We start from the raw sequence: 26,611 nt of genomic DNA, 5'->3' as shown, positions 1-26,611 counted from the left end.
AATCCATGAGCTTGATTCCCAAAAAAGGCACGGTGTATGTGGTGGACGACGACGAGGCCGTCCGCGACTCACTGCAGTGGCTGCTGGAGGGCAAGGACTACCGCGTCCGCTGCTTCGACTCGGCTGAATCCTTCCTGGCCCGGTTCGACCCACGCGAAGTCGCCTGCCTGATCGCCGACATCCGCATGGACGGCATGAGCGGGCTGGAACTGCAGGACAAGCTGCTGGAGCGCAAGTCGCCGCTGCCCATCGTGTTCATCACGGGTCATGGCGATGTGCCCATGGCGGTCAACACGATGAAGAAGGGCGCGATGGACTTCATCGAGAAGCCCTTCAAGGAAGACGCCCTCGTCGCCCTGGTCGAGCGCATGCTGGACCAGGCTCGCGTCGCCTTCTCGCAATCGCAAGAGGCTGCCAGCCGTGAGGCCCTGCTGTCGCGCCTGACCACCCGCGAAGCCCAGGTGCTCGAGCGCATCGTCGCGGGCCGTCTGAACAAGCAGATTGCCGATGACCTGGGCATCTCGATCAAGACGGTCGAGGCGCACCGCGCCAACGTGATGGAGAAGCTGAACGCCAACACCGTGGCCGACCTGCTCAAGATCGCGCTGGGCGCGAGTGGCCAACCCGGCGGCGCTCCCGCCACGAAGTGAACCCCCGGCGGCTGCACGCCCTGCGGCATGCCGTCGCCCGCTTCTTCACAGGCCGCTGCGCGCGGCCTGTTGCATTTGTGCCGGGCTTCGGCCCTGCAGCGTCCTGACCCCCATTGATTTCACGATACGACATGACCGCCCAACTGATCGACGGCAACGCCCTGTCCCGCCAACTGCGCACCGAAGTCGCCCAGCGTGCCGCCGCGCTGACCGCCCGGGGCACCCGACCGGGCCTGGCCGTCATCCTGGTGGGCGACAACCCCGCCAGCCAGGTTTACGTGCGCAACAAGGTCAAGGCCTGTGAAGATGCCGGCTTCCATTCGGTGCTCGAAAAGTACGACGCCAGCCTGAGCGAGGCCGACCTGCTCGCACGCGTCGAAGCGCTGAACAACGACCCCGGCATCCACGGCATTCTCGTGCAGCTGCCCCTGCCCAAGCACATCGACGACCACAAGGTCATCGAAGCCATTTCGCCACTCAAGGATGTCGACGGCTTCCACGTCGCCAGCGCCGGCGCGTTGATGGTCGGCGAAGTCGGCTTCAAGGCCTGCACGCCCTATGGCTGCATGAAGATGCTCGAATCCATCGGCATGAAGGACCTGCGCGGCAAGCACGCCGTGGTCATCGGGCGCTCCAACATCGTGGGCAAGCCCATGGCCATGATGCTGCTGGCCGCCAATGCCACGGTCACCGTGTGCCACAGCGGCACCGCCGATCTGGCTCACCATACCCGCCAGGCCGACATCGTCGTGGCCGCTGTGGGCAAGCGCAACGTGCTGACGGCCGACATGGTCAAGCCCGGTGCCGTCGTGATCGACGTGGGCATGAACCGCGACGATGAGGGCAAGCTGTGTGGTGACGTGGACTTCGCAGGCTGCAAGGAAGTCGCCGGCTACATCACCCCCGTGCCCGGCGGGGTTGGCCCCATGACGATTACCATGTTGCTGGTCAACACCATGGAGGCTGCCGAGCGCAGCGTGGCGCAAGCCGCCTGAACCAACGCAGCCCTTTCCTCGCGCCCTTCACCTGCCATCGACCCACCTCATGAGCACCAACCCCCTGCTTGAGTCCACCGGTCTGCCCCTGTTTGATCAGATCCGACCCGAACATGTGACGCCGGCGCTGGACGTGCTGCTGGCCGATGCCGAAGCGGCGCTCGAGAAGGTGACCGGCCCTGACGTGCCAGCGGATTACGACGCGCTGTCCTTGTTGCTGGACGTCAGCACCGAGCGGCTGGGGCGAGCATGGGGCGCTGTCGGCCATCTCAACAGCGTCGCTGACACACCCGAGCTGCGTGCGGCGTTCAACGAGAACCTGCCGCGCATCACGGAGTTCTACACACGGCTGGGGGCCGACGAGCGGCTGTACGCCAAGTACAAGGCGCTGAACGCCGCGCAGAGCGGGCTGCCGCCCGAACAGCGACTGAGCGCCCCGCGCCAGCGCGCGCTGGACAACGCCTTGCGCGGCTTTGTGCTGGGCGGGGCTGAGCTGCAAGGCGAGGCCAAGACCCGGTTTGCCGCCATTCAGGAAGAGCAGGCAGCCAAATCGCAGGCTTTCTCGGAGCACGTGATGGACGCGACCGACGCCTACGCCCACTATGCGGGCACGGACGAGCTCGCAGGCGTGCCGCAGGACGTGCAGGATGCCACGCGCGCGGCCGCGGAGGCCGAGGGCAAGCAAGGCCACAAGCTGACGCTGCACATGCCCTGCTACCTGCCGGTGATGCAGTACGCCGCCAACCGCGCGCTGCGCGAGACGCTGTACCGCGCCTACAGTACCCGTGCCAGCGAGTTTGGCCCGGCCGAGCGTGACAACAGCGCCTTGATGCGCGACATCCTCACCCTGCGCCAGGAAGAGGCTGCTCTGCTGGGCTACGCCACGTTTGCCGACGTGTCGCTGGTGCCCAAGATGGCTGACAACCCACAACAGGTCATGGGTTTCTTGCGCGACCTGGCCCAGCGAGCCCGCCCCTTTGCCGAGAAGGACATGGCGGAGCTGCGCGAGTTCGCGCGCACCGAACTGGGTCTGGCTGACCTGCAGGCGTGGGATGTGGCCTATGTCAGCGAAAAGCTCAAGGAAGCCCGCTACGCCTTCAGCGATCAGGAGGTCAAGCAGTACTTCACCGAGCCGACCGTGCTCAAGGGCCTGTTCAGCCTGATCGAGCGGCTGTTCGACGTGCGCATCGAGGCGGACACTGCGCCGGTATGGCACGAATCGGTGCGCTTCTTCCGCATGGTTCGCGGCAGCGATCTGGTGGGCCAGTTCTACCTTGATCCGTATGCGCGCCCCGGCAAGCGTCCGGGCGCTTGGATGGACGACGTGCGTGGCCGCTGGACGCGCCCGGACAACCAGGCCACCCAGACGCCGGTGGCGCATCTGGTGTGCAATTTCGCCAAGGGCGTGGGCGACAAGCCCGCGCTGTTGACACACGACGACGTCATCACCCTGTTCCATGAGTTCGGCCACGGGCTGCACCACATGCTGACGCGGGTGAACGACATCGGCGTGTCGGGCATCAGCGGCGTGGAATGGGACGCGGTCGAGTTGCCCAGCCAGTTCATGGAGAACTTCTGCTGGGAGTGGGATGTGCTGCAGGAGCTCACCGCCCATGTCGACACCGGGGCGCCGCTGCCGCGCCCCTTGTATGACAAGATGACGGCGGCCAAGAACTTCCAGAGCGGCCTGATGACGCTGCGCCAAATCGAGTTCGCGCTGTTTGACATGCGGCTGCACGCCGAACCCGGCAGCGCCGAGCGGGTTCAGCAGGTGGTCGACGAGGTGCGGCAGGAGGTGGCGGTGAACATCCCGCCTGCCTTCAACCGTTTCCAGCACACGTTCTCGCACATTTTCGCGGGTGGCTACGCGGCCGGCTATTACAGCTACAAGTGGGCCGAGGTGCTGTCGGCCGACGCGTATGCGGCTTTCGAGGAGGCAGCCGCGGCGGCCGGTGGTGTGGTCAACGCGGAGGTGGGGCGCCGCTACCGCGAGGCCATTCTCGAGGCCGGCGGCAGTCGCCCCGCGATGGACAGCTTCAAGGCCTTCCGCGGGCGCGAACCGCAGATCGACGCACTGCTGCGGCATCAGGGCATGGCCTGAGCCGCAGGCCACACAAGGGCAGCAAGATGAAGACGTTGCTGAAGACGTTGCACATGGCCACCCCAGGTGTCGCCCTGCTGGCGACCGCCCTGCTCGCCACCGGCCCGGCCTGGGCGATGTACAAGGTGGTGGGCCCGGACGGGCGCGTGACCTACACCGATCGTCCGCCACCCACGGCGCCGGCTCAGCCGGTATCGGGCGCCGCAGGCCGTGGCGCAGCCAGCCCAGCGGCCGGTCTGCCCTTCACTGTGAGGCAGGCTGCCGAACGCTACCCGGTGACGCTCTATACCAGTGCCACCTGTGCGCCTTGCGACAGCGCCCGCGGCTTCCTCAAGACGCGCGGTGTGCCGTTCAACGAGATCACCGTCAACACGCCTGCTGAGCAACAGGCCTTCCAGGCCCGCTTCAAGGTCAACGAGTTGCCGCTCGTGCGCATGGGCAGCAAGGTGATGAGCGGCTTCGCACAGGGCGAATGGCGCGCCTACCTGGATGCAGCGGGCTATCCGGTCGAATCGCAGTTGCCAGTCAACTACACGCACCCTGCCGCGCGCACCTGGGCCGCGGCAGAAGGCACACCGGCTGGTTCGGCTGCGCCGGCCAATGGGGCGGAATCCGGGCCTGCCACGTCGCCGCCCGTCCCGGTGGCGCCTCCGCCCGGCATCCGCTTCTGACGCGCGGCCTCCGCCGCGCTGTCGCTCAGAACGTCATCGTGCGCACGCCGGCGGGCGTGCCCAGCAGGCAGACGGCGGCGCGGTTGCGCGCGAACACGCCCACGGTGACCACGCCCGGCCACTGGTTCACATCGGCCTCAAAGGCGGCCGGGTCAGCGATCGACAAGCCGCTCACATCCACGATCACGTTGCCGTTGTCCGTGGTCACGCCTTCACGCACTCGCCCCGCGCCCCCTAACTTGGCGAAGGCCCGGATCACCTGGGCGGCTGCCATCGGAATCACTTCGACCGGCAGCGGAAACTTGCCCAGCACCTGCACGAGCTTGCTCTCATCGGCGATGCACACAAAGCGTTCGGCCAGTTCGGCCACGATCTTTTCGCGCGTGAGCGCGGCGCCACCGCCTTTGATCATGTAACCACGATGGTCGATCTCGTCGGCGCCGTCGATGTAGACACCAAGGCCTTCCACCTGCTCGGCCGGCAGCACCGGAATGCCCAGCGCTTCCAGGCGCTGGGTGCTGCGGACGGAACTGGACACCGCGCCGGCCACCCGCTTGGGATCGGCCCGCAGCGCTTCGCCCAGCGCGTCAATGAACTTGTCCACCGTCGAGCCGGTGCCCACGCCGACGATGCTGCCGGGTGTCACGTAATCCAGGGCCGCGCGGCCCACCAGGGTCTTGAGTTCGTCTTGGGTCATGATCGATGTCAGCAGTGAGGTGTCAGCCCTGCGGCCGGGTCAGGTACAGCCAGGCGGTCAGACCGCCGATGAAGACAGGCTGATGCACCATGTAAAACGTGAGGCTCCATTGGCCCAGGGTGGTCAGGCCACGCCAGACCACCGAGCCGGTATTGTCGCCGCGCTGGCTGGATGGGGTGATCTGACTGGCCGGGCTGCCCAGCAAAGTGGGCTGGCGCGCCAGCAGCCATTGTGTGCCGGCCAGCCCCCACCACATCACACCCAGCCACGGCAGGATGGGCACAAAGTCCTCGGTGATGGGCTTGCGGGTGACCAGACCCACCCAGTTCGTCCACCGGGTGTCGAAGAGCGGATGCTGGACCAGCTGGGGCAGCAGGATGGCCACCACGCCGAGCGGCCACAGCCATCGCCCCAGAGGCGCGCTCAGTCGCGCGATGATCAGCATCACCGCCATGCCATGCAGCACACCGAACGAGATGTAGCTGAGCGGAAACATCCACCACGACCCCAGGCTCACCAGCAGCGCGCAGCCCACGATCTGGGCCCAGCGCAGCCAGAAGCGGCGCCAGGTCTGCCCCCGATGGGTGGCGATGGCCTGCCCGGCGCCCGCGCACAACAGAAACGTCGACAGAATGGCTGTGCGCTGCCAGGTCCAGAACGGATCCTGATAGAAGTTGGCTTCGATCAGCCGGAAGTTGGCCAGATCAAAACAAAAATGGAACAACGCCATCCACACCAGGGCGGCGCCGCGCAGGGCGTCAACCCGGTCGTAACGACCGGCAGACGCGTGAACGTGGGGCCTTCGGTGTTTTTCTGCGGTCATCGCGATAGTATCGGCCCTCCCCCGCGCTTTGCCGAGCTGTCCCATGTCCCTCCGCCCCCACCGCCTTGAACTGTTGTCGCCCGCCCGCACCGCGGACATCGGGGTCGAGGCCATCAACCACGGGGCCGATGCGGTCTACATCGGCGGCCCGTCTTTCGGCGCCCGCACCAATGCCTGCAATGAGGTGGCCGACATCGCCCGGCTGGTGTCCCACGCCCACCGCTACCACGCGCGCATCTTCGCCACGCTCAACACCATCTTGCGCGACGACGAGCTGGAACCGGCGCGCAAGCTGATCTGGCAGCTGTACGACGCCGGGGTCGACGCGCTGATCATCCAGGACATGGGCCTGCTCGAGCTCGATTTGCCGCCCATTCAACTGCACGCCAGCACCCAGACCGACATCCGCACGGTCGAGAAAGCGAAGTTTCTGCAGGACGTGGGCTTCAGTCAGATCGTGCTGGCCCGCGAGCTCACGCTCAAGCAGATCCGCGACATCGCCGTGAACACGCACGCCAACATCGAGTTTTTCATCCACGGCGCGCTGTGTGTCGCCTACAGCGGGCAGTGCTACATCAGCCACGCCCATACGGGCCGCAGCGCCAACCGGGGCGATTGCTCGCAGGCCTGCCGCCTGCCTTACAACGTGCTGGATGGCAGCGGCCAGGTGGTGGCTTTCGACCAGCACGTGCTGTCCATGAAGGACAACGACCAGAGCGCCAACCTGCGCGCGCTGATCGACGCGGGTGTCAACTCGTTCAAGATCGAGGGCCGCTACAAGGACATGGGCTATGTGAAGAACATCACCGCCCATTACCGCCTGCTGCTGGACGAGATTCTGGAAGAGCGGCCGGAGCTGGCCCGGTCGTCTTCCGGCGAATGCACCTTCTTCTTCCAGCCGGAGCCGGATCGCAACTTCAACCGCGGCAGCACCGACTACTTCGTCAATGGGCGTAAGGACGACATCGGCGCCTTTGACAGCCCCAAGCACCTGGGTCTGCCGATTGGCGAAGTGGCCAAGGTGGGTGACCGCTGGTTTGACGTGGCCCTCGACCCGAAGCAGGCCGATGCCATCCACAACGGCGACGGGCTCAACTACCAGACGCTGCTCAAAGACATCGTGGGTGTGCAGGTCAACACCGCCGAGCCGGTGGGCAAGTCGGGCCGCCTGTGGCGCGTGTTCCCCAACGAAGAGATCACGGCGCTGGCCGACCTCAAGCCCGGCGTGGCCATCAACCGCAACCGCGACCGCGCCTGGGACAACCTGATGGGGCGCAAGTCGGCCGAGCGGCGCATCGGCGTGTGGATGGCGCTGGCTGATACGTCGGACGGCTTGCGCCTGACCCTGACTGACGAAGAGGGCCACGTGGGCGAAGCCAACGTGGTCTGCGACAAGCAACCGCCACAGCACCCCGACAAGGCCGAGGCCAGCCTGCGCGAGAACCTCGGCAAACTGGGCGCCACGCTCTTTGCCGCGCTGGATGTGCAGCTTGCGCTCGCCCAGCCGTGGTTCGTGCCGGCCTCGGTGGTCAATGCGCTGCGTCGCGATGCCGTGGCTGCCCTGGAAGCCGCGCGCGCCGCCGCCTTCGAGCGTTTGCTGCCGGGGGAGGCGGTGACGCCCCCTGTGGCCTACCCGGAAGACAGCCTGAGCTACCTCGCCAATGTGTTTAATCACAAGGCCCGCGATTTCTACGCGAAACACGGCGTCAAGGTGATCGACGCGGCTTACGAGAGCCACGAGGAAGAAGGCGAAGTCAGCCTGATGATCACCAAGCACTGCGTGCGCTTCTCGTTGAGCCTGTGCCCCAAGCAGGCCAAGGGTGTGACGGGTGTGCAAGGCCAGGTCAAGGCCGAGCCACTGCAGCTGATCAACGGCAAGGAAAAGCTCACGCTGCGCTTCGACTGCAAGCCCTGCGAGATGCACGTGGTGGGCAAGATCAAGCGTGCGGTGATGAACCAGGTGCCCGCCGCCCCCTTGCAGTTCTATCGCACCCGGCCTGCCGCACGCTGACACGGGCGGGGCGTGCGGGCGGGTTGTCCTCGCGGTACCCCGCCGTCAAACTGCCGTCATCCAGGCGACGCGGCGCTGTCACACAAGGGCTAGACCATGGGCTCATGCGCGCCTGGTTGAATCGCCCCCTGCTGAGATCCCTGACGCCAACCAGTCTGCTGGCCGGCGGTGGCGTGCTGGGCGAGCCGGCCCTTGATGACGCCAACGAGCCGCCCGCCCCATGGAAGGTGCGCACCGTCTGGATCTCGGATGTGCACCTGGGTACACCGGGTTGTCAGGCAGATGCGCTGCTGGCCTTTCTGCGGCAGGTCGAGTGCGAGACGCTGTATCTGGTGGGCGACATCGTCGACGGCTGGCAGTTGCGGCGCAACTGGTACTGGCCGCAGGCCCACAACGATGTTGTGCAGAAGCTGCTGCGCAAGGCGCGCAAGGGCACCCGCGTCATCTTCATTCCCGGCAACCACGACGAGTTTGCGCGTGCGTTTGTCGGCCATGCATTCGGGGGCATCGAGGTGGCCGAAGAATGGCTGCACACGACGGCCGATGGCCGGCGGCTGTGGGTCACGCATGGCGACTTGTATGACGGCGTCATTCAGTGCGCGCGCTGGCTCGCCCTGCTGGGTGACCAGCTCTACGAGTTCACGCTCAAGCTCAACCGCCACCTCAACACCACGCGGGCCCGCATGGGCCTGCCTTACTGGTCGCTGTCGCGCTACCTGAAGCTCAAGGTCAAGCGCGCAGTCAGCTATGTGGCCGATTTTGAGCAGGCGCTCGCCCGTGAAGCCCGCCGCCGCGGCGTGCATGGCGTCGTGTGCGGCCACATCCACCATGCCGAGCTGCGGATGTTGGATGGCATCCTGTACGCCAACGATGGTGACTGGGTCGAGAGCCTGACCGCCCTGGTCGAGCACGCCGACGGGCGCCTGCAGATCGTGGACTGGAGCGCAGTGGCGCGGGGTGGCTGCATCCCCGCGCTCGAAGGGCTGGCGCAGGCAACCTGAACGCGGCGGCTCGGGCACAATGGCGCTCTTTTTCGGGGCGCCCACGGGCGCCATCTGGAGCTCAGCATGGCGTTTGCCGACAACCTCAAACAACTGCCCTCGGTGGCCCATCTGGCCGCGCTCGATCTGGTGAATGCCCAAGGCCAGGTCGTGGCCACCATCGAGAACAAGCCCGGTCAGGCTGGTTCGCTGGCCGTCTATGCCGCACTGGCCAGCCGCCACGGCAGCATCAGCCCCGCAGCCGCTGAAGAAGGCCTTGCCCTGTATGCCGAACACACGGCCGATGCGCAGGCCCATCCCGGCAAGCACCCCAACATCGACCGCCTGATCGCCCTGCGTGCCAGCGGCGACACACTGACCGTCGTCACCCGCGCTGCCGGATGAGCATGGTGCTGGTCGCCCCGCGCCCAACGCGGCGGCAGCCCTGGGGTGTCATCGTGCTGCTGGCGCTGGCGATCGCCTGCGCGGGGCTGTCCATCTGGGCAAGCCAGCGCAAGGCGGCCATCCAGGGGCCTTCCACCCTCGGGTTGCTGCCTGACGGCGCGGCATGGCTGCTGGTCGATGATGCGTTGTGGGGGCTGGACGCGGCGGGACACCGCCTGCATCGCGTGCCGGTGGGCCAAACCGGGCTCGCCAGCGCGCCGGCCGTGCTCACCTACCGGCGCAGCACCCAGGAGTTGTATGCCATCACGCGGGATGGCACCCGCGTGGCCGTGCTTCACCCGCGCACAGCACAGCCGATCCGTACCCTGGCGCTGGCCTGGCCGCCGGATCTGCTCGGCTCGCTGGGAGGCGCCGTCTGGCTGGCAGTGCACGACGACGGTCGCATGGCCGTGGCCACCGGCAAGGGGCACACCGTCGTGCTGTTTGCTCCAGACGGCGGATTCCTGCAGCGCACGTCGCCGGGCCGCTACCGCTACACCAACGAGCTCTGGTGGGAAGGCGACGCCCTCTGGACCACTGACACCAACGGCCATGCCTTGGTGCGGCTGGATGGCCAGACCTTGGCCGAGCAACAACGTGTGGCGCTGAACGACGAGGACGCTCTGCGCTACACGGCGCTGGCCAAGGCTCACCCTCATGCTGGGGTGGCTCGCACCGCCCCTCGGGCAACCGTGGCGCGCCTGGATGGCCGAATGGACACCGGCCGCGTGGTCCACGTGTGGGACGACGGCCGAGAAGACAGTCTGGACCTGGGCGCTGGCGCCCGCCCACTTGAGCTGGGCTGGTCAAACGACACCTTGTTCATCGTCGATGGCCGCGACTGGCGCGTCCGCCGGTTCGACAGTCTCAACCAACCGCTGCCGGATTTTGGCGATGCGCAGGTTCGCCAGGATCTGGCCGACCTGCACATCGCTCGCGGTCGCTGGGATCGCACCCACCATGTCAGCCTCTGGGCGGCTATAGGCGCTGCCCTGACCGGCGCTTTGTGGTTTGCCTGGTTTGAACGCCGCCGGCTGGTATCGCCAGAGGCCGCTTTGGAGGTGGCCCGATTCCTGGGCACACCTGTGCTGCCGCGCAACGCCTGGCTTCGCCGGGCCGCCGTGGTGTTTGCGCCATTGGGGGCCCTGATGCTGTGGATGCTGCTCATCCGTCTGGTGCTGTCACCCGCCGTGATGGGCCTGTCGACCGGCCGCATGACCGTGATGGCGGCGTTGGCCACGTCGGTCACTGTCGCCGCGCTGCTGGCCTGGTGGGGGACCTGGTGGCTGCGCCGTCAGGCCAGACAAGAAGCCGCCGAGGCCGTGCTCAATGTGGTGCCGGTGCGCTGGTTGATGCGCTCAGACGACTGGCGGCGCGTGGCCGTGCCCGGCGAGCATGTGCGCGAAACCTGGCTGTTGCGACACCTGTGGCGCCCCCGCTGGCTGATCCTCACGAACCAGCGGCTGCTCGTCTTTACAGCGCGCGCGCGCGCACGTCGGCTGGTACTTGAGGTACCGCGACGCGAGGTCGTGCGCGTGAGTCTCCGCGAGCGGGGCACCCTGCGCTGGTGGGAACGTTTGGTCTGTCAGGCCCAGCTGACAGGCGTGATGCGCATCGCACTGCGCGACGGCACGGTGCTGGAAGGCGGGCTGAGCTCTTGGACGCTGGCTCGGCGCGTCCAGGCGCAGTTGATTCTGCTCAAGAAACCGGATCATGCGCCCGCCGCATCGCAACCTCCTCAGGAGGCGGCCGGGTAACATCGGTCGCATGCCAGACACGACTGCCCCACCGGAGTTGCGCCTCAAGCGCGTCGCGATCGACACCTACCGCGAGAACGTGGCCTACCTGCACCGCGACTGCGCGGTCTACCGGGCCGAGGGTTTTCAGGCCCTGTCCAAGGTCGAGGTGCGGGCCAACGGCCGCCGCATCCTCGCCAGCCTGAACGTCGTGGACGACACCTGCATCGTCGACCGCGACCAGCTTGGCCTGTCGGAAGATGCTTTTGCCCAGCTGGATGTGCCGGACGGGCACCCCGCCCGCATCCGCCAGGCCGAACCGCCCTCCTCCATCCCGGCCTTGCACCGCAAGATCGCCGGTGAGCGGCTGAGCCATGAGGATTACCGCGCCATCGTGCGCGACATCGCCGAGCACCGCTACTCCAAGATCGAGCTGACGGCGTTCGTGGTGGCGACCAACCAAAGCGAGCTGGACCGCGAAGAGGTCTACTACCTCAGCGAGGCCATGATTGCAGTGGGCCGCAAGCTCGACTGGCAGGCCTATCCTGTGGTCGACAAGCACTGCATCGGCGGCATCCCGGGTAACCGCACGTCAATGCTGGTCGTGCCCATCGTGGCCGCGCATGGCATGTTGTGCCCGAAGACCTCGTCGCGCGCCATCACTTCGCCTGCCGGAACGGCCGACACCATGGAGGTGCTGGCCAAGGTGGATCCGCCGTTCGAGCGTCTGGCCGAGATCGTGCGCCAGCACCGCGGTTGCCTGGCCTGGGGCGGCACCAGTGAACTGTCTCCAGCCGACGACGTGCTGATCTCGGTTGAGCGCCCGCTGTCGATCGACTCACCCGGCCAGATGGTGGCTTCCATCCTGTCCAAGAAAGTGGCGGCCGGCTCGACCCACTTGCTGCTCGACATTCCCGTGGGGCCGACCGCCAAAGTGCGATCCATTCCAGAAGCCCAGCGGCTCAGGCGCCTGTTCGAGTACGTCGCCAAGCGCCTGGGGCTGACCATCGACGTGCTCATCACCGACGGCAGGCAGCCAGTAGGCCGCGGCATCGGCCCCGTGCTGGAAGCCCGTGACGTGATGTGGGTGCTGCGCAATGACCCACGCGCACCCGACGATCTGCGGCTCAAAGCCCTGCGCCTGGCCGGTCGCATGCTGGAGTTCGACCCGGATGTGCGCGGCGGCGATGGCTTCGCGATCGCACGCGACATCCTCGAATCCGGTCGTGCGCTGGCCAAGATGGAGGCCATCATGGCCGCTCAGGGCGCCAAGGCCTTCGACCCTGAAGCACCGCAACTGGCCGCGCAACACTTCGAGGTGCTGGCGCCGGTCGATGGTGTGGTCTGCCGTGTCGACAACCTGCAACTTGCGCGCATTGCCCGCCTGGCCGGGGCGCCCAAGGTCCAGGGTGCGGGGGTAGACCTGCTGCACAAGTTGGGCGACACCGTGCAAGCTGGCATGCCGCTGTACCGCGTCCATGCGGCTTATTCGGCCGATCTGGCCTTTGCACGGGCGGCCGCAGAGCAAAGCCCCGGTATGGGCCTTGGCGCCGCTGCCGACGTGCCCCCCAACTTCCTGGAGGTGTGAGATGTCCCGCTGTCCTTCCTTGCTGCTGGGCTTCGATGACCAGCTCGCCGCCATTCAGCGCCTCGCCGATGCGCTGAATGGCCCGGTGGCCCTGGTGCAACGTCATCGCTTCCCTGATGGCGAACTCCGGCTCACCCTGCCTTTCACGCAGGCCAATGGCTGCCCTGAAACCCTGGTGCTCTACCGCAGCCTGTCGCAGCCCAACGAGAAGCTGGTGGAATTGATGCTGGTGGCCGCACAGGCCCGTGCGTGGGGCGTGCAGCGCATCCTGCTGGTGGCGCCGTATCTGGCTTACATGCGGCAGGACATGTCCTTCCACCCTGGCGAGGTGGTGAGCCAGCGGCAGATCGGGCAATCACTGGCGAAGTGGTTTGACGGCGTGATCACGGTCGACCCGCACCTGCATCGAGTGAGCAGCCTGCAGGAAGCGGTGCCCGCCACATGGACATGCTCCGTCTCGGCGGCGCCCGCGCTGGCACAGCACGTCGCCGCGCATGTGCAGCAACCGGTGCTGATTGGCCCTGATGCCGAGTCGAGTCAATGGGTCCAGCAAGCCGCTCTGGCCATCGGCGCCATCAACGGCGTGTGTCACAAGGAGCGCCTGGGCGACCGCGACGTGCGCATTGCCCTGCCGGAATTGCCGGTGCAAGGGCGGGCCGTGGTGTTGTTGGACGACATGGCCAGTTCAGGCCGGACGCTGGCCGTGGCGGCCCGCCAACTGCTTGAGCAGGGTGCGCGCAGCGTCGATGTGGCCGTGACCCATGCCTTGTTCGCTGACGACGCTGTGGCGGCCGTGCGCGCCGCAGGGGTGCGTCACATCTGGAGCGCCGACAGCGTCACGCATGACAGCAACGCCGTCTACCTGGCGCCCCTGCTGGCCGACGGTGTGCGCCAGTTTCTGTCGTCATGTGCCTGACCGAACGCGGTCAGGCGGCACGCCCATCGCGGTGATGCTGGAACAACGACACCGCCAGCGTGATCACCGTCAATGGCACCACGAAGTAAAGCATGACTGCGCTGAACTGCGGCAAGGCGGCATGCTCCTGTGACGCCATGATCAGGTAGGCCGTGTACGCAGCGTAGTACAGCAGGAACACCACCCCCTCCCAGCGCGCGATCTCGCGGCCGGTGATGAAGATGGGCAGGCAGGCCAGCGCCACCGCCAGCATGACCCAGGCGTCAAAGTGGATGACGGACTCGGCCACGGCCAGACCGGAGGTCGACAACACACCCGAGATGCCCAAGCAGCCGAGGATGTTGAAGGTATTACTGCCCACCACGTTGCCTACGGCCATGTCGCGCTGGCCCTTCAGGGCCGCGGTGATCGACGTCGCAATCTCAGGCAGCGACGTCCCCAGCGCGACGATGGTCAGCGCAATCACCACATCGCTCACACCCAGTTGCCGGGCAGTCACGACTGCTGCCTCGACGAGGAAGTGGCTGCCAGCCACCAGCGCCACCAGGCCGGCAAGGATCAATCCCATCTGAACCGACCAATGGCGATCCCAGGTGCTGCTCATGTCGACTTCGTCTTCGAACTCCGCCTCTGCAGACGCGCCCTGGCGGCGAGACTGGATCACAAGAAACCCCGTGTAGCCGACCATGGCGCACACGAGCAGCGCCGCCTCCCAAGTTGCCAGCACGCCGTCGAGCATCATGAGCAGCAGCGCCACCGTGGCAGCAATCATGATGGGCACTTCCTGGCGGATCAGCTGCACGTGGACGATCAGCGGTGCGATCAGCGCGGAAGCTCCAAGAATGAACAGCACGTTGAGAATGTTGCTGCCCACGACGTTGCCGATGGCAATGTCGACCTTGCCATCCAGCACCGCGCCAGCGGACACCGCAAGCTCCGGGGCGCTCGTGCCGAATGCCACAACCGTGAGGCCCACGACCAGCGGTGAGATACCGAACGACAGCGCGAGCTTGGCGGCGCCACGCACCAGCCAACCGGCCCCCAGCACCAGGGCCACCAGCCCGCCTGCAAACATCAACGCAATGGTCAGAGACATGAGAATTCAGTATTGTTCTTCAGGCAAGCAAACGCCCCCTTGCGGGGGCGACCATCGCCAAGAGTTTGCAGCGGGTTTGACCTGTCGCCAAGCGGGCTGTCCTAAAACCCGCAGGGATTTGGGGCAAACTTTCGTGCAACCGCCTCAGCCCACCCACTTGCGCGCGTTACGGAACATGCGCAGCCACGGGCTCGGGGAGCTCTTGTCGCCGCTGGTCCAGCTCATCTGGATGTTGCGGAACACGCGCTCCGGGTGCGGCATCATGGCTGTGAAGCGGCCGTCGGGCGTGGTCACGCCGGTCAGGCCTTCGGGCGAGCCGTTGGGGTTGAACGGGTAGACCTCGGTCGGCGCGCCGGTGTGGTCCACGAACCGCACCGCGCGGTGCACCTTGGCCGCATCGCCACGCTGCGAGAAGTTGGCAAAGCCCTCGCCGTGCGACACGGCGATCGGCATGCGGCTGCCGGCCATGCCTGCGAAGAAAATGGACGGGCTCTCCAGCACCTCGACCTGGCTCAGACGGGCCTCGAAGCGCGTGCTCTGGTTGGTGGTGAACTTGGGCCAGTGTTCGGCACCCGGGATGATCGGGCTGAGCGCCGCCAGCATCTGGCAGCCGTTGCAGACGCCCAGGCCGAAGGTGTCGCCACGGTTCATGAAGGCCGCAAACTGCTCGGCCAGTTGCGGGTTGAAGAGCACCGAGCGGGCCCAGCCTTCGCCGGCGCCCAGGGTGTCGCCGTAGCTGAAACCACCGCAGGCCACGAAGCCCTGGAACTGGTCCAGGCGGGCGCGACCGGCGATCAGGTCGCTCATGTGCACGTCGAAGGCGTCGAAGCCGCCCAGGTGCATGGCGTAGGCCATCTCGACATGCGAGTTCACGCCCTGCTCGCGCAGGATGGCCACCTTGGGGCGAGATTTGTTGATGAAGGGCGCAGCGACGTCCTCCAGCGGGTCGAAGCTCAGCGACACGTGCAGGCCGGTGTTGGCGACGTCGCCGATGGTGGCATGCTCGCTGTCGGCGCAAGCGGGGTTGTCGCGCAGCTGGGCGATGCGCCAGCTCACTTCGTCCCAGGCCTGGTGCAGCTGCTGCAGCGGAGCCTTGAAGATGTCCTTGGCGTCGCGCCAGACCTGCACTTCGTGCTTGCCAGCCCCCGTCAGGATGGGCTTGCCGATCACGTGGCTGTGGGCGCTCAGGCCATGCTCGCGCAGGGTCTGCATCACCTCGTTGCGCTCGGCCGTACGCACCTGCAGCACCACGCCCAGTTCTTCATTGAACAGAGCGCGCAGTGTCAGCTCGTTGCGGCGTTCGCTGACCTGACCCGCCCAGTTCTTCGAGTCGCCGTACTCGGCACGGCTGTCGTCGATGCCGGCGCCTTCGGTCACCAGCATGTCCACATTGATGGCCACCCCGGTGTGGCCGGCGAAGGCCATTTCGCACACCGTGGCCCACAGGCCGCCGTCACCGCGATCGTGGTAGGCCAGCAGCTTGCCTTGGGCACGCAAGGCGTTCACGGCTTCGACGGTGGCCTTGAGCATGGCAGGTGAATCGACATCGGGCACCTCGTTGCCGAACTGGTTGAGCACCTGGGCCAGCATCGAGCCGCCCATGCGCTTCTTGCCCTGGCCCAGGTCGATCAGGATCAGGCTGGTGTCCAGCGGTTGGCCGTTTTCGGTGGTGACGAGTTGCGGCGTCAGCGTGCCGCGCACATCGGCGATCGACGCGAACGACGTGACGATCAAGGACACCGGCGCCGTCACCTGCTTGGTCACGCCGTTGTCGGACCACTTGGTGCGCATCGACAGCGAATCCTTGCCGACCGGGATGGAGATGCCCAGCGCCGGGCACAGCTCCATGCCCACGGCCTTGACCGTGTCGTACAGCGCCGCGTCTTCGCCCTTCTCGCCGCAAGCGGCCATCCAGTTGGCCGACAGCTTCACGCGCGGCAGCTCGATGGGCGCAGCCAGCAGGTTGGTGATGGCCTCACCCACGGCCATGCGGCCGGAAGCGGGCGCGTTGACCGAGGCCAGCGGCGTGCGCTCGCCCATGGCCATGGCTTCACCGGCGAAGCCCTTGTAGTCGGCCAGCGTCACGGCCACGTCGGCCACGGGAACCTGCCAGGGGCCGACCATCTGGTCGCGGCTGTTGAGGCCACCCACGGTGCGGTCACCGATGGTGATCAGGAAACGCTTGCTGGCCACCGTGGGGTGGCGCAGCACGTCGAAAGCCACCTTGTCGAGTTGCACGCCCGTCAGGTCCAGCTGGCCGCCGTCCCACTGCACGCGCTCGACCACGCGGTGCATCTTGGGCGGCTTGCCCAGCAGCACCTCCATCGGCATGTCGACGGCCTTGTCAGCGCCCGGCTTGGTGGTGTCTTCCAGCACCAGCTCCAGCGCCTCGGTCGCCGTGCCGATCACGCCAAACGGACAGCGCTCGCGCTCGCACATGGCGGTGAAGATGGGCAGGCTCTCGGGTGCGATGGCCAGAACGTAGCGCTCCTGGCTCTCGTTGCACCAGATTTCTTTCGGGGCCATGCCCGACTCTTCCAGCGGCACCTTGCTCAGGTCGAAGCGCGCGCCCTTGCCCGCGCCATCCACCAATTCGGGGAAGGCGTTGGAGATGCCGCCCGCGCCCACGTCATGGATGGCGAGGATCGGGTTGTTGGCGCCCAGGCCCCAGCAGTGGTTGATCACCTCTTGCGCGCGGCGTTCGATTTCAGGATTGCCACGTTGCACCGAATCGAAGTCCAGCGCGGCGGAGTTCGTGCCCGCGGCCATCGACGACGCAGCTGCGCCGGCCATGCCGATGCGCATGCCCGGGCCGCCCAGTTGGATCAGCAGCGTGCCCGCGCCGAACACCACCTTCTTGGTCTGCTCGGCGCTGATGGTGCCGATGCCGCCGGCGATCATGATGGGCTTGTGGTAACCCCGGCGGATGGCGCCCTCGCCCTCCCCCACTTGCTGGTCGAACACGCGGAAGTAGCCGCCCAGGTTGGCACGGCCGAACTCGTTGTTGAAGGCGGCGCCACCCAGCGGGCCTTCGATCATGATCTGCAGCGGGCTGGCGATGTGCTCGGGCTTGCCGACTGGGTTCTGCTCCCAAGGCTCGTTCGTGCCGGGCAGGTGCAGGTTCGACACCGAGAAGCCCGTCAGGCCCGACTTGGGGCGCGAGCCACGGCCCGTGGCGCCTTCGTCGCGGATCTCACCCCCCGCGCCGGTCGAGGCGCCCGGGAACGGCGAAATCGCCGTCGGGTGGTTGTGGGTCTCGACCTTCATCAGCACGTGGGCCAGCTCTTCGCGGGCCTGGTACTGCGGCGCGTTGGTGAAACCGTTGGGCATCCAACGCTCGATCTGATGGCCTTCCATCACCGAAGCGTTGTCCGAGTAGGCCACCACCGTGTGCTGCGGGCTGAGCTTTTCGGTGTTGCGGATCATGCCGAACATCGACAAATCCTGCTCCTGGCCGTCGATGGTGAACTTCGCGTTGAAGATCTTGTGGCGGCAGTGCTCGGAGTTGGCCTGCGCGAACATCATCAACTCGACGTCGGTCGGGTTGCGCTTCAGGCCGGTGAACGCGTTGACCAGGTAGTCGATTTCATCATCCGACAAGGCCAGGCCGAATTCCGTGTTGGCGGCTTCCAGTGCGGCACGGCCTTGCCCCAGCACATCCACATGCGCCATGGGGGCGCCTTGCTTCTCGTCGAACAGGTGGCGACCGTCTTCACGGGCCGCCAGCACGCTCTCCGTCATGCGATCGTGCAGCAAGGCGGCCACAGCGGCGCGCTCGGCATCGGTCAGTCCTTTTGCGCCCGAGCCCGTCAGGGTACCCACCAGCCCCTCGATCAGGCCAGATTTCAGCGTCAAGCGGTACTCGGTCACGCGCTCGACGCGACGGATGGGCAGACCGCAGTTGTGCGCGATGTCGGTGGCCTTGGAGGCCCAGGGCGACACCGTGCCCAGACGCGGCGCCACCACGATCAGCTCCCCCTCGGCCGGACCATCGTAGGCATCGCCGTAGGTCAGCAAGGCGGCCAGCTTGTCCTGCTCGGACGCCGGCAGCGCCTGGTCCAGTGCGACCCAATGCACGTGACGCGCGTGAACCGATGCAATCCGGGGCTGAATCGCCTGCAGCCTGGGCAGCAAGGACTGGATCTGGTGCGGCGCCAGGGCGTTGCCGCCCTCGAAATGCATGAGGATGGGAGTGCGATCGGTCACGTCAGGGGGCCTGGAAGACGGAAAAACGCGAATTTTACTGTCCGCGGCCCGCTCGGCGCGCGTCAGATGCGCTTTCCGATGGCCTCTTCCTCGATGCGGACGGCCCGAATTACGGATAATGCCGCCCCATGAGCATCACGATCAAAACCGGCGCCGAGATCGACGCCATGCGCCTGGCAGGTCGGCTGGCCTCCGAGGTGCTGGACTACCTCACCCCCCACGTGACACCGGGTGTCACCACCGAGGCGCTGGACAAGCTCGCCCATGACTACATGGTCCAGGTTCAGGGCACCATCCCGGCGCCGCTGAACTACGCCCCGGGCGGCCACACGCCCTACCCGAAGTCGATCTGTACGTCCGTGAACCATCAGGTGTGCCACGGCATCCCGAACGATCGCCCACTCAAGGACGGTGACATTGTCAACATCGATATCACGGTCATCAAGGACGGCTGGCACGGTGACACCAGCCGGATGTTCGTTGTGGGCAAGGGGTCGATCGCGGCCAAGCGCCTGTGCCAGATCACATACGAGGCCATGTGGCGGGGCATCGTCAAGGTGAAGCCCGGCGTGCGCCTGGGCGACATCGGCCATGCCATCCAGACCTTTGCCGAGAATCAGGGCTTCTCCATCGTGCGCGAGTTCTGCGGGCACGGCATCGGCCAGAAGTTCCACGAAGAACCCCAGGTGCTGCATTACGGCCGCCCCGGCACTTTGGAGGTGCTGCAGCCTGGCATGACCTTCACCATCGAGCCCATGATCAACGCGGGCAAGAAGGACATCCGCTCCATGGGCGATGGCTGGACCATTGTGACCAAGGACCGCTCGCTCTCCGCGCAGTGGGAGCACACTGTGCTGGTCACCGAGACGGGCTACGAGGTGCTGACACTGTCGGCCGGCAGCCCGCCGCCGCCCGATTTCGCCGTGCAGCAGGCGACGAGCGCCTGAGTCAACGGCAGTACCCATGGCGCTTGACATCCCCGCACTGCGCAGCGAGTTTCGGGCCGCCAAGGCGGATCTGCTGACCCAGTTCAAGGACAGTCGCCCCTCGACCGCGTCTGCCTGCCGGCTGTTGCACCAGCTCGCCCGACTGGTCGACCGAACCCTGTGCAAGCTCTGGGAAGGCGTATGCCCGCCCAAGGGCGCCGCATTGGTCGCGGTGGGCGGTTACGGCCGCGGCGAGCTGTTTCCGCACTCCGACATCGACGTGCTCGTGTTGCTGCCGGTGGCACCCTCGGTGGCTGGCGATGACAGCCTCGCGCCCTGCATTGAGGGTTTCATCACCGCTTGCTGGGACATCGGGCTGGAGATCGGCTCCAGCGTGCGCACGGTTGAAGAGTGCACCGAAGAAGCGCAACGTGATGTCACCGTGCAGACCGCGCTGCTGGAAGCGCGCTTTCTGTGTGGTTCGCGCGCCCGTTTCGACGAACTGGAGCGGCGCACGCACGAATGCCTGGATGTGCCCGGTTTCGTCACGGCCAAGATGCTGGAGATGCGCCAGCGCCATACCAAGTACGAAGACACGCCCTACGCGCTGGAGCCCAATTGCAAGGAAAGCCCGGGCGGCCTGCGCGACTTGCAGGTCGTGCTGTGGCTGGCCCGCGCGGCCCGACTGGGCCGCACCTGGCATGAGATGGCCCGCAACGGCCTGCTCACGCCGTTCGAGGCACGGCAACTCCAGCGCAACGAAGGCACACTCAAGCTGATCCGCGCGCGACTGCACCTGGTGGCGGGGCGACGCGAAGACCGCCTCGTCTTCGATCTGCAGACCGCGGTGGCCGAATCATTTGGCTATACCCACTCGCCGGCGCTGCGCGCCAGCGAAGTCCTGATGCGGCGTTACTACTGGGCGGCCAAGGCGGTCACCCAGCTCAACCAGATCCTGATCTTCAACCTCGAAGAGCGCGTGCGAGGCTCGCACAATGCCCCCATGCGACCGCTGGATGGGCACTTCTTCGACCGCGGCGGCTTTCTCGAAGTGGCCAGCGACGACCTGTTCGTGCGTGAACCCCACGCCATCCTCGAAGCGTTTCACACCCTGCAGCGCGACAACACGCTCAAGGGTCTGTCGGCCAGAACCCTGCGGGCGCTGTACAACGCCCGCAACGTCATGGACGGGCGCTTCCGCAAGGATCCGGTCAACCGGTCGGCCTTCATGGCCATCCTGCAGGCCGATCAGGGCCAGACCCGGCTGTTCCGCCTCATGAACCAGACCTCGGTTCTGGGGCGCTATCTGTGGGTGTTTCGCCGCATCGTCGGGCAGATGCAGCACGACCTGTTTCACGTCTACACGGTCGACCAGCACATCCTGATGGTGCTGCGCAACGTGCGCCGCTTTTTCATCCCGGAGCATGCGCACGAGTACCCGTTCTGCACCCAGCTTGCATCCGAGTTCGACAAACCCTGGTTGTTGTACGTCGCAGCCCTCTTCCACGATGTGGCCAAAGGCCGCGGTGGCGACCACTCCGAGCTGGGGGCCATCGAGGTGCGACGCTTCTGCAAGGACCACGGCATCCAGGGCGACGACGCGCACCTGGTCGAGTTTCTCGTGGCTGAGCACCTGACCATGTCGCGCGTGGCCCAGAAGGAAGACCTCTCCGACCCGGACGTCATCCAGGCCTTTGCTCGCCGCGTGGGCAATGAGCGCACGCTCACCGCCCTGTACCTGCTGACGGTGGCTGACATACGGGGCACCAGTCCCAAGGTCTGGAACGCCTGGAAGGGCAAGCTGCTGGAAGACCTGTACAAGCTCACCCTCCGAGCCCTGGGCGGTGCGCGCCCCCACATGGACGCCGAGATCGAGGCCCGCAAGCAACAGGCTCGACAGACCCTGGCACTGCACTTCCTGCCACCGGGTATTGAGGCGCCCCTGTGGCAGACGCTCGACATGCGCTACTTCGCCCGGCACGATGCCCAGGACATCGCCTGGCACGCGCGGGTGCTGTGGCAGCACGTTGGCACGGCGGCGCCGGTGGTGGCCGCACGGCTGTCGCCGATCGGCGAAGGCCTGCAGGTGCTCGTCTATGCGCCGGATCAGGCGGACCTGTTCGCCCGCATCTGCGGCTACTTCGACCGAGCCGGCTTCACCATTCAGGACGCCCGCGTCCACACCTCTGCCAAAGGCTATGCGCTGGACACGTTCCAGATCATGTCCGGCGAGAACCAGACCTTCGAAGGCGTGCACTACCGCGACATGATTGCACTGGTCGAGACCCAGCTGGCCGCCGCGGTATCCTCACAGGAGCCGCTTCACGAGCCCAGCAAGGCGCGCCTGTCTCGGCGCGTGCGCTCTTTCCCGGTGACCCCGCGCGTGAGCCTGCGCCCGGACGAGCGCGCTCAGCGCTGGCTGCTCAGCGTTTCCGCGAGTGACCGCTCAGGCCTGCTGTATGTCATCGCCCGCATCCTCGCGCGCCACCAGATCAGCGTGCAGCTGGCCAAGATCAGCACGCTGGGTGAGCGGGTGGAAGACACTTTCTTGGTTACCGGACAGACGCTGCGCCAGGACAAGGCGCAACTCGCCATTGAAACCGAGCTGCTCGAAGCGCTGGCGGCCTGACCGGGGTCAGGCAGGTTCTTTCGGATCCAGCACGCGCTCCAGCTGTGCGATTTGATCGCGCAGCATCAGCCGCCGCTTCTTCAGTCGGCGTAGTGCCAGTTCGTCGAGTGGCGCCTGCTCTGAAGCGCGGTCAATGAGGCTGTCGAGATCGGCATGCTCCATGCGCAGTTCGATGAGGCGTCGCTGGGGAGAGTGCAGGTTATCTTGCATGGAACAGGAACAGGTCGTGCGCCAGACCAGCCACGCCCGAACGGGGGATCGCCGGGACGAAGGCAAGCCATCGGATCGCCTGGTTTCACGATTATAGTTTTCGGATGATCGACGACACGTCCCCCTTCCGCCTGGCCGCTGCCACGGGTATTCACCGTGGCGACCGCCCCTACCAGCAGGACCAGGTGGAAATCCTGCCGCACCCGCGGGTGTCGGGCTGTGTCATGGCCGTTGTGGCCGACGGCATGGGCGGCAAGAGTGGGGGCCGCAAGGCGGCAGACCAGGTCATTCTCACGGCACGCCAGGTGTTCGACCGTTATGTCCCGTCACAGGACCCGACCGAGCAGGCGCTGACCCAGTTGATCCAGGAAAGCCACCTGATGATCCGGCTCACGGCCATGGCCTTCGAGGAGGAGCCACACAGCGCCATCGGCGCGTTCATCGTCAATCCCGACCGGTCCGCCTACCTGGTTCACGTCGGCGACACCCGGGTATACCACTTCAATGGCCCTGATCTCGCCCACCGGACGGTAGACCACTCTTTTGTACAGCGTCTGGTTGATGAGGGCCAGATCACCGAGGAAGAGGCCAACGTTCACCCGCAGTCCAACCTGCTGACGGCCTGCCTCGGCGCCCAGGCCGAGCCACCCGTCACGCTGCATCGCGTCAACCGGCTGGCGGTCGGCGACACCCTGATGGTCTGTTCAGACGGCCTGTGGCACTACTTCACCCCGAAGGAACTGGGTGCCATCGTGCACACGTTGCCTCCGCGCGAGGCGGCGGAAATGCTGGTTACCAAGGCCCGCCACCGGGCACGAGGGGGCGGCGACAACCTGTCGCTGGCGCTGGTTCGCGTGGAATCGCCGAGCTGATACGCGCGGCAACAGGGCCCGACGAGGCCCAGCCCTGACTCATGTCAGTGAGGTATCCACCACGCGACGTTCTTCGCTGAGGTATTCCTTCGACTGCATCTCGTTGAGCCGGGACACCGTACGCGGGAACTCATGCGACAGCGGCCCTTCGGTGTAGAGCTGCTCGGGTGGCACTTCGGCCGAGATCACCAGCTTGCACTTGCGGTCGTACAGCACGTCCACGAGCCAGGTGAAGCGTCGCGCCTCCGACGCCATGCGCACCGGCATGTGCGGCACGTCGCTGAGCATCACCGTGTGAAAGCGTGAGGCCAACTCCAGGTAATCGTTCTGCGAGCGCGGCCCGCCGCAAAGGGTCTGGAAGTCGAACCACACCACGCCGCCCGCGCGGCGGCGCGCCTTTAACACGCGGTGCTCGATGTTCAATTCGGGGGCCTCGTCAGCGCTCTCGGCAAGCTGCCCGAAGATGGTGTGCATCTCCTCATCCGTCTGCGCGTTGAGCGGTGTCAGGTAAAGTCGAGCGAGCTCGAGTGTGCGGCGGCGGTAGTCGGTGCCGCTGTCCACATTGACGACCTCCAGTTGCTGCTTGAGCAACTCGATGGCAGGCAGGATGCGATCGCGGTGCAGCCCATTGGGGTAAAGCCCGTCGGGATGAAAGTTCGATGTCGTGACGATGCTCATGCGGTTGCGGAACATGGCGTCCAGCAACTTGTAGAGGATCATGGCATCGGTCACGTCCGCCACGTGAAATTCGTCGAAGCAGATCAGGCGGTGCTTGCGTGCCATGCGTTTGGCCAGCACCTCCAGCGGATCCTGCTGGCCTTTCAGTTCGTGCAGCTGGCGGTGGACCTCACGCATGAACTCGTGAAAGTGCAGCCGCGTCTTGCGCTCCAGCGGGACGGCGTTGAAGAAGCAGTCCATGATGAAGCTCTTGCCCCGCCCCACCCCGCCGTACATGTAGACGCCCCGAGGTAGCTCCGGGTAGCGCAGCATCTTGGTCAGCGCGTTGCTGCGCTTGGCCTTGTAGTTGGCCCATTCGTCCTGGCAGCGCTGCAACGCCGCAATGCCCTTGCGTTGCGCATCGTCGGCCTTGTAGCCCCGCTCGGCCAGGCTCTGTTCATAGAGTTGGGTGACGGATTGCTTGTAGGCGGGCATGTTGTCGCGGTTTTGAACAGGATGGGGCTCGACCAAACAAAAAGGGGCAGCGCTGCCACCCCTTCTCTCCATGGTCCTGACGAAGCAGGCTCAGAAGTTTAATGTGCGCTTGTCGACCGCGAGTGCGGCTTCCTTGGTGGCCTCGCTCAGGCTGGGGTGAGCATGGCAAATGCGCGCAATGTCTTCGGCGCTGGCCTTGAACGACATGGCCACCACGGCCTCCGAGATCAACTCGCTGGCAAACGGGCCGATGATGTGCACACCGAGGATCTCGTCGGTCTTCTCATCGGCCAGGAACTTCACGAAACCGGTGGTGTCACCCAGCGCACGGGCACGCCCGTTCGCAATGAAGGGGAAGGAACCGGCCTTGTAGGGCCGGCCCTCCGCTTTCAGCGCCTGTTCGGTTTTGCCGACCCAGGCGATCTCCGGGCTGGTGTAAATCACCCAGGGAATCGTGTTGAAGTCCACGTGACCGTGCTGACCGGCAATCCGCTCAGCCACCGCCACGCCCTCTTCTTCAGCCTTGTGCGCCAGCATCGGGCCGCGCACCACATCGCCCACCGCCCACACATTGGGCAGGTTGGTCTTGCAGTCGTCGTCCACCAGGATGGCGCCACGCTCGTCCAGCTTGAGGCCCACGGCCTCGGCATTCAATCCGTTGGTGTTGGGCACACGGCCGATCGAGACGATCAGCTTGTCCACTTCGAGCGTCTGAGCCGCGCCCGACGCATCGGTGTAGGCCACGCTCACGCCGGTGGCCTTGCCCTTCTTGGTGGTCTTGATCTCGCCGATCTTCACGCCCAACTGCAACTTGATGCCCTGCTTGATGAAGACCTTCTGGGCCTCCTTGGCCACCTGCTCGTCCACGGCAGCCAAAAAGGTCGGCATGGCTTCCAGCACAGTCACCTCGGCGCCCAGGCGGCGCCAGACCGAGCCCATCTCCAGGCCAATCACGCCCGAACCGATCACGCCCAGCTTCTTGGGCGCCTCGGTCAGCGCCAGCGCGCCTTCGTTGGACAGGATCAGCTTCTCATCAAAGGCAGCGCCAGGCAGCCCGCGTGCGCTCGAGCCCGTGGCCACGACCACATGCTTGCCCACCAGCGTCTCAGGTTTCTCGCCGCCGACGGCAACCTCGTAGCCGCCCTCACCGGCCTTCACGAACGAACCACGACCGTGAAAGAAGCTGACCTTGTTCTTCTTGAACAGGTAAAGGATGCCGTCGTTGTTCTGCTTCACGACGGTGTCCTTGCGACCGATCATCTTGGGCACATCGATCGACAGGCCCTCGACGTTGATGCCGTGATCAGCAAAGTGATGCGCAGCCTGTTCGTAATGCTCGGATGACTGCAGCAGCGCCTTCGACGGGATGCAGCCGACGTTGGTGCAGGTGCCGCCGGGCGCGGGCCCGCCCTTGGCGTTCTTCCATTCGTCGATGCAGGCGACCTTGAAGCCGAGTTGCGCCGCGCGGATGGCTGCGATGTAGCCGCCGGGACCGGCGCCGATGACGATGACGTCGAATTGTTGGGACATGTGTGCCTGCCTTGTTCAGGAAGGAGATGAGCGGTGGCCGCGTTTCACTCGTCGGGGACGAAGATCCACAGCAGGATGTAGAACAGAAGTCCCGCACCCCAGAACAGGAAGAGCGCCGCGAAGGCCAGTCGCCAGACCCATGACTCCAGCGACGTCTGTTCGGCCAGACCACCACAGACGCCTCCGAGCCAACGATCGGTTCGGGAGCGGCGCAGACGGTTGACCGACGTGGGGCCTGGCCCGGCCGGCTCCACCGGTCCCCTGTCGATCAACTGCAACTTCAAGCGTGCAAACTCGTCGTCTGTCAGGACGCCCTTGTCGCGCAAGGCAGCAAGGCGTTCCAGTTCATCGGTGAGGGACATGGCGGGTGTCTCCTGT

The 26,611-nt window shown here is 66.0% G+C and carries 21 protein-coding genes; 13 read left to right on the top strand and 8 right to left on the bottom strand.

Going from position 1 to position 26,611, the window contains the following annotated elements:
• The first annotated feature begins 5 nt into the window (after positions 1–5).
• The 4 genes from GTZ97_RS14845 (at position 6) to GTZ97_RS14830 (ending at position 4,417) form a co-directional block, all read left to right on the top strand.
• A complete protein-coding gene (locus GTZ97_RS14845; protein WP_161651445.1) occupies positions 6–650 on the top strand; it encodes a response regulator transcription factor in 645 nt (214 codons plus the stop codon).
• A gap of 131 nt (positions 651–781) precedes the next feature.
• Positions 782–1,645: a bifunctional methylenetetrahydrofolate dehydrogenase/methenyltetrahydrofolate cyclohydrolase FolD gene (folD, locus tag GTZ97_RS14840; protein WP_161651443.1), complete on the top strand. Its 864-nt coding sequence runs from the start codon at positions 782–784 to the stop codon at positions 1,643–1,645.
• 49 nt (positions 1,646–1,694) lie between these two features.
• Positions 1,695–3,746, top strand: coding sequence for a M3 family metallopeptidase (locus tag GTZ97_RS14835; RefSeq protein WP_161651441.1), 2,052 nt, complete (start codon positions 1,695–1,697; stop codon positions 3,744–3,746).
• A gap of 26 nt (positions 3,747–3,772) precedes the next feature.
• Complete coding sequence (locus tag GTZ97_RS14830; protein ID WP_236651239.1) at positions 3,773–4,417, top strand: glutaredoxin family protein; 645 nt, start codon at positions 3,773–3,775, stop codon at positions 4,415–4,417.
• Positions 4,418–4,442: 25 nt separating this feature from the next.
• Here GTZ97_RS14830 and rpiA read toward each other — a convergent pair whose 3' ends face one another.
• Both rpiA and GTZ97_RS14820 read right to left on the bottom strand, forming a co-directional pair.
• Positions 4,443–5,114, bottom strand: coding sequence for a ribose-5-phosphate isomerase RpiA (gene rpiA / locus GTZ97_RS14825; protein WP_161651439.1), 672 nt, complete (start codon positions 5,112–5,114; stop codon positions 4,443–4,445).
• 22 nt (positions 5,115–5,136) lie between these two features.
• Positions 5,137–5,937, bottom strand: coding sequence for an acetyltransferase domain-containing protein (locus tag GTZ97_RS14820; protein WP_161651437.1), 801 nt, complete (start codon positions 5,935–5,937; stop codon positions 5,137–5,139).
• A 43-nt stretch (positions 5,938–5,980) separates the two neighbouring features.
• Between GTZ97_RS14820 and GTZ97_RS14815 the strand changes: the two genes are divergently transcribed.
• The 6 genes from GTZ97_RS14815 to GTZ97_RS14790 all read left to right on the top strand — a co-directional run bounded on the left by GTZ97_RS14815 (position 5,981) and on the right by GTZ97_RS14790 (position 13,612).
• Complete coding sequence (locus tag GTZ97_RS14815) at positions 5,981–7,948, top strand: peptidase U32 family protein (protein ID WP_161651435.1); 1,968 nt, start codon at positions 5,981–5,983, stop codon at positions 7,946–7,948.
• Between the two features lie 104 nt (positions 7,949–8,052).
• On the top strand, positions 8,053–8,949 hold the full coding sequence (locus tag GTZ97_RS14810) for a UDP-2,3-diacylglucosamine diphosphatase (protein ID WP_161651433.1): 897 nt from the start codon (positions 8,053–8,055) through the stop codon (positions 8,947–8,949).
• A 66-nt stretch (positions 8,950–9,015) separates the two neighbouring features.
• Positions 9,016–9,333, top strand: coding sequence for a DUF2322 family protein (locus tag GTZ97_RS14805; RefSeq protein ID WP_161651431.1), 318 nt, complete (start codon positions 9,016–9,018; stop codon positions 9,331–9,333).
• A 2-nt stretch (positions 9,334–9,335) separates the two neighbouring features.
• Positions 9,336–11,129, top strand: a complete 1,794-nt coding sequence (locus tag GTZ97_RS14800) for a hypothetical protein (protein WP_161651429.1) — start codon at positions 9,336–9,338, stop codon at positions 11,127–11,129.
• Between the two features lie 10 nt (positions 11,130–11,139).
• On the top strand, positions 11,140–12,696 hold the full coding sequence (locus tag GTZ97_RS14795) for a thymidine phosphorylase family protein (RefSeq protein ID WP_161651427.1): 1,557 nt from the start codon (positions 11,140–11,142) through the stop codon (positions 12,694–12,696).
• 1 nt (position 12,697) lies between these two features.
• A complete protein-coding gene (locus GTZ97_RS14790; RefSeq protein WP_161651425.1) occupies positions 12,698–13,612 on the top strand; it encodes a ribose-phosphate diphosphokinase in 915 nt (304 codons plus the stop codon).
• A gap of 10 nt (positions 13,613–13,622) precedes the next feature.
• On the opposite strand, the gene GTZ97_RS14785 is transcribed toward GTZ97_RS14790, so the two are convergent.
• Together GTZ97_RS14785 and purL are read right to left on the bottom strand one after the other, a co-directional pair.
• Positions 13,623–14,708 (bottom strand): calcium/sodium antiporter, encoded by a 1,086-nt coding sequence (locus tag GTZ97_RS14785; protein WP_161651423.1) that lies wholly within the window; start codon positions 14,706–14,708, stop codon positions 13,623–13,625.
• A 144-nt stretch (positions 14,709–14,852) separates the two neighbouring features.
• Positions 14,853–18,890 (bottom strand): phosphoribosylformylglycinamidine synthase, encoded by a 4,038-nt coding sequence (gene purL / locus GTZ97_RS14780; RefSeq protein WP_161651499.1) that lies wholly within the window; start codon positions 18,888–18,890, stop codon positions 14,853–14,855.
• Between the two features lie 152 nt (positions 18,891–19,042).
• On the opposite strand from purL, the gene map reads away from it, so the two are divergent.
• Complete coding sequence (gene map, locus GTZ97_RS14775) at positions 19,043–19,861, top strand: type I methionyl aminopeptidase (protein WP_161651421.1); 819 nt, start codon at positions 19,043–19,045, stop codon at positions 19,859–19,861.
• 16 nt (positions 19,862–19,877) lie between these two features.
• The gene (locus tag GTZ97_RS14770; RefSeq protein WP_161651418.1) at positions 19,878–22,469 is read left to right on the top strand and encodes a [protein-PII] uridylyltransferase; all 2,592 of its coding nucleotides are present in this window, start codon (positions 19,878–19,880) and stop codon (positions 22,467–22,469) included.
• Between the two features lie 6 nt (positions 22,470–22,475).
• Here GTZ97_RS14770 and GTZ97_RS14765 read toward each other — a convergent pair whose 3' ends face one another.
• Entirely contained in the window at positions 22,476–22,679 is a 204-nt protein-coding gene (locus GTZ97_RS14765) for a YdcH family protein (protein ID WP_161651416.1), read from the bottom strand.
• A 104-nt stretch (positions 22,680–22,783) separates the two neighbouring features.
• Here GTZ97_RS14765 and GTZ97_RS14760 point away from each other — a divergent pair, with 104 nt between their 5' ends.
• Complete coding sequence (locus GTZ97_RS14760; protein ID WP_161651414.1) at positions 22,784–23,551, top strand: PP2C family protein-serine/threonine phosphatase; 768 nt, start codon at positions 22,784–22,786, stop codon at positions 23,549–23,551.
• Between the two features lie 39 nt (positions 23,552–23,590).
• Here the strand turns inward: GTZ97_RS14760 and zapE are convergent, their stop codons facing one another.
• From zapE to GTZ97_RS14745, 3 genes are all read right to left on the bottom strand, one after another.
• Positions 23,591–24,703 (bottom strand): cell division protein ZapE, encoded by a 1,113-nt coding sequence (gene zapE / locus GTZ97_RS14755; RefSeq protein WP_161651413.1) that lies wholly within the window; start codon positions 24,701–24,703, stop codon positions 23,591–23,593.
• A 90-nt stretch (positions 24,704–24,793) separates the two neighbouring features.
• On the bottom strand, positions 24,794–26,233 hold the full coding sequence (gene lpdA, locus GTZ97_RS14750) for a dihydrolipoyl dehydrogenase (RefSeq protein WP_161651411.1): 1,440 nt from the start codon (positions 26,231–26,233) through the stop codon (positions 24,794–24,796).
• Positions 26,234–26,277: 44 nt separating this feature from the next.
• Positions 26,278–26,595: a PspC domain-containing protein gene (locus tag GTZ97_RS14745; protein ID WP_161651409.1), complete on the bottom strand. Its 318-nt coding sequence runs from the start codon at positions 26,593–26,595 to the stop codon at positions 26,278–26,280.
• Between the last annotated feature and the right edge of the window lie 16 nt (positions 26,596–26,611).

Origin of the sequence: Aquabacterium fontiphilum, from assembly GCF_009909205.1 — a bacterium.
Classification (GTDB): Bacteria; Pseudomonadota; Gammaproteobacteria; order Burkholderiales; family Burkholderiaceae_C; genus Aquabacterium; species Aquabacterium fontiphilum.
Note: the sequence above shows the minus strand (reverse complement) of the source record. Positions and strands in the feature narration are given on the sequence as shown.

Bases quoted from the DNA above. Each gene is read 5' to 3' on its own strand.
- GTZ97_RS14845 (WP_161651445.1), top strand. From the start codon at position 6: ATGAGCTTGATTCCCAAAAAAGGCACGGTGTATGTGGTGGACGACGAC.
- folD (WP_161651443.1), top strand. From the start codon at position 782: ATGACCGCCCAACTGATCGACGGCAACGCCCTGTCCCGCCAACTGCGC.
- GTZ97_RS14835 (WP_161651441.1), top strand. From the start codon at position 1,695: ATGAGCACCAACCCCCTGCTTGAGTCCACCGGTCTGCCCCTGTTTGAT.
- GTZ97_RS14830 (WP_236651239.1), top strand. From the start codon at position 3,773: ATGAAGACGTTGCTGAAGACGTTGCACATGGCCACCCCAGGTGTCGCC.
- rpiA (WP_161651439.1), bottom strand. From the start codon at position 5,114: ATGACCCAAGACGAACTCAAGACCCTGGTGGGCCGCGCGGCCCTGGAT.
- GTZ97_RS14820 (WP_161651437.1), bottom strand. From the start codon at position 5,937: ATGACCGCAGAAAAACACCGAAGGCCCCACGTTCACGCGTCTGCCGGT.
- GTZ97_RS14815 (WP_161651435.1), top strand. From the start codon at position 5,981: ATGTCCCTCCGCCCCCACCGCCTTGAACTGTTGTCGCCCGCCCGCACC.
- GTZ97_RS14810 (WP_161651433.1), top strand. From the start codon at position 8,053: ATGCGCGCCTGGTTGAATCGCCCCCTGCTGAGATCCCTGACGCCAACC.
- GTZ97_RS14805 (WP_161651431.1), top strand. From the start codon at position 9,016: ATGGCGTTTGCCGACAACCTCAAACAACTGCCCTCGGTGGCCCATCTG.
- GTZ97_RS14800 (WP_161651429.1), top strand. From the start codon at position 9,336: ATGGTGCTGGTCGCCCCGCGCCCAACGCGGCGGCAGCCCTGGGGTGTC.
- GTZ97_RS14795 (WP_161651427.1), top strand. From the start codon at position 11,140: ATGCCAGACACGACTGCCCCACCGGAGTTGCGCCTCAAGCGCGTCGCG.
- GTZ97_RS14790 (WP_161651425.1), top strand. From the start codon at position 12,698: ATGTCCCGCTGTCCTTCCTTGCTGCTGGGCTTCGATGACCAGCTCGCC.
- GTZ97_RS14785 (WP_161651423.1), bottom strand. From the start codon at position 14,708: ATGTCTCTGACCATTGCGTTGATGTTTGCAGGCGGGCTGGTGGCCCTG.
- purL (WP_161651499.1), bottom strand. From the start codon at position 18,890: ATGCATTTCGAGGGCGGCAACGCCCTGGCGCCGCACCAGATCCAGTCC.
- map (WP_161651421.1), top strand. From the start codon at position 19,043: ATGAGCATCACGATCAAAACCGGCGCCGAGATCGACGCCATGCGCCTG.
- GTZ97_RS14770 (WP_161651418.1), top strand. From the start codon at position 19,878: ATGGCGCTTGACATCCCCGCACTGCGCAGCGAGTTTCGGGCCGCCAAG.
- GTZ97_RS14765 (WP_161651416.1), bottom strand. From the start codon at position 22,679: ATGCAAGATAACCTGCACTCTCCCCAGCGACGCCTCATCGAACTGCGC.
- GTZ97_RS14760 (WP_161651414.1), top strand. From the start codon at position 22,784: ATGATCGACGACACGTCCCCCTTCCGCCTGGCCGCTGCCACGGGTATT.
- zapE (WP_161651413.1), bottom strand. From the start codon at position 24,703: ATGCCCGCCTACAAGCAATCCGTCACCCAACTCTATGAACAGAGCCTG.
- lpdA (WP_161651411.1), bottom strand. From the start codon at position 26,233: ATGTCCCAACAATTCGACGTCATCGTCATCGGCGCCGGTCCCGGCGGC.
- GTZ97_RS14745 (WP_161651409.1), bottom strand. From the start codon at position 26,595: ATGTCCCTCACCGATGAACTGGAACGCCTTGCTGCCTTGCGCGACAAG.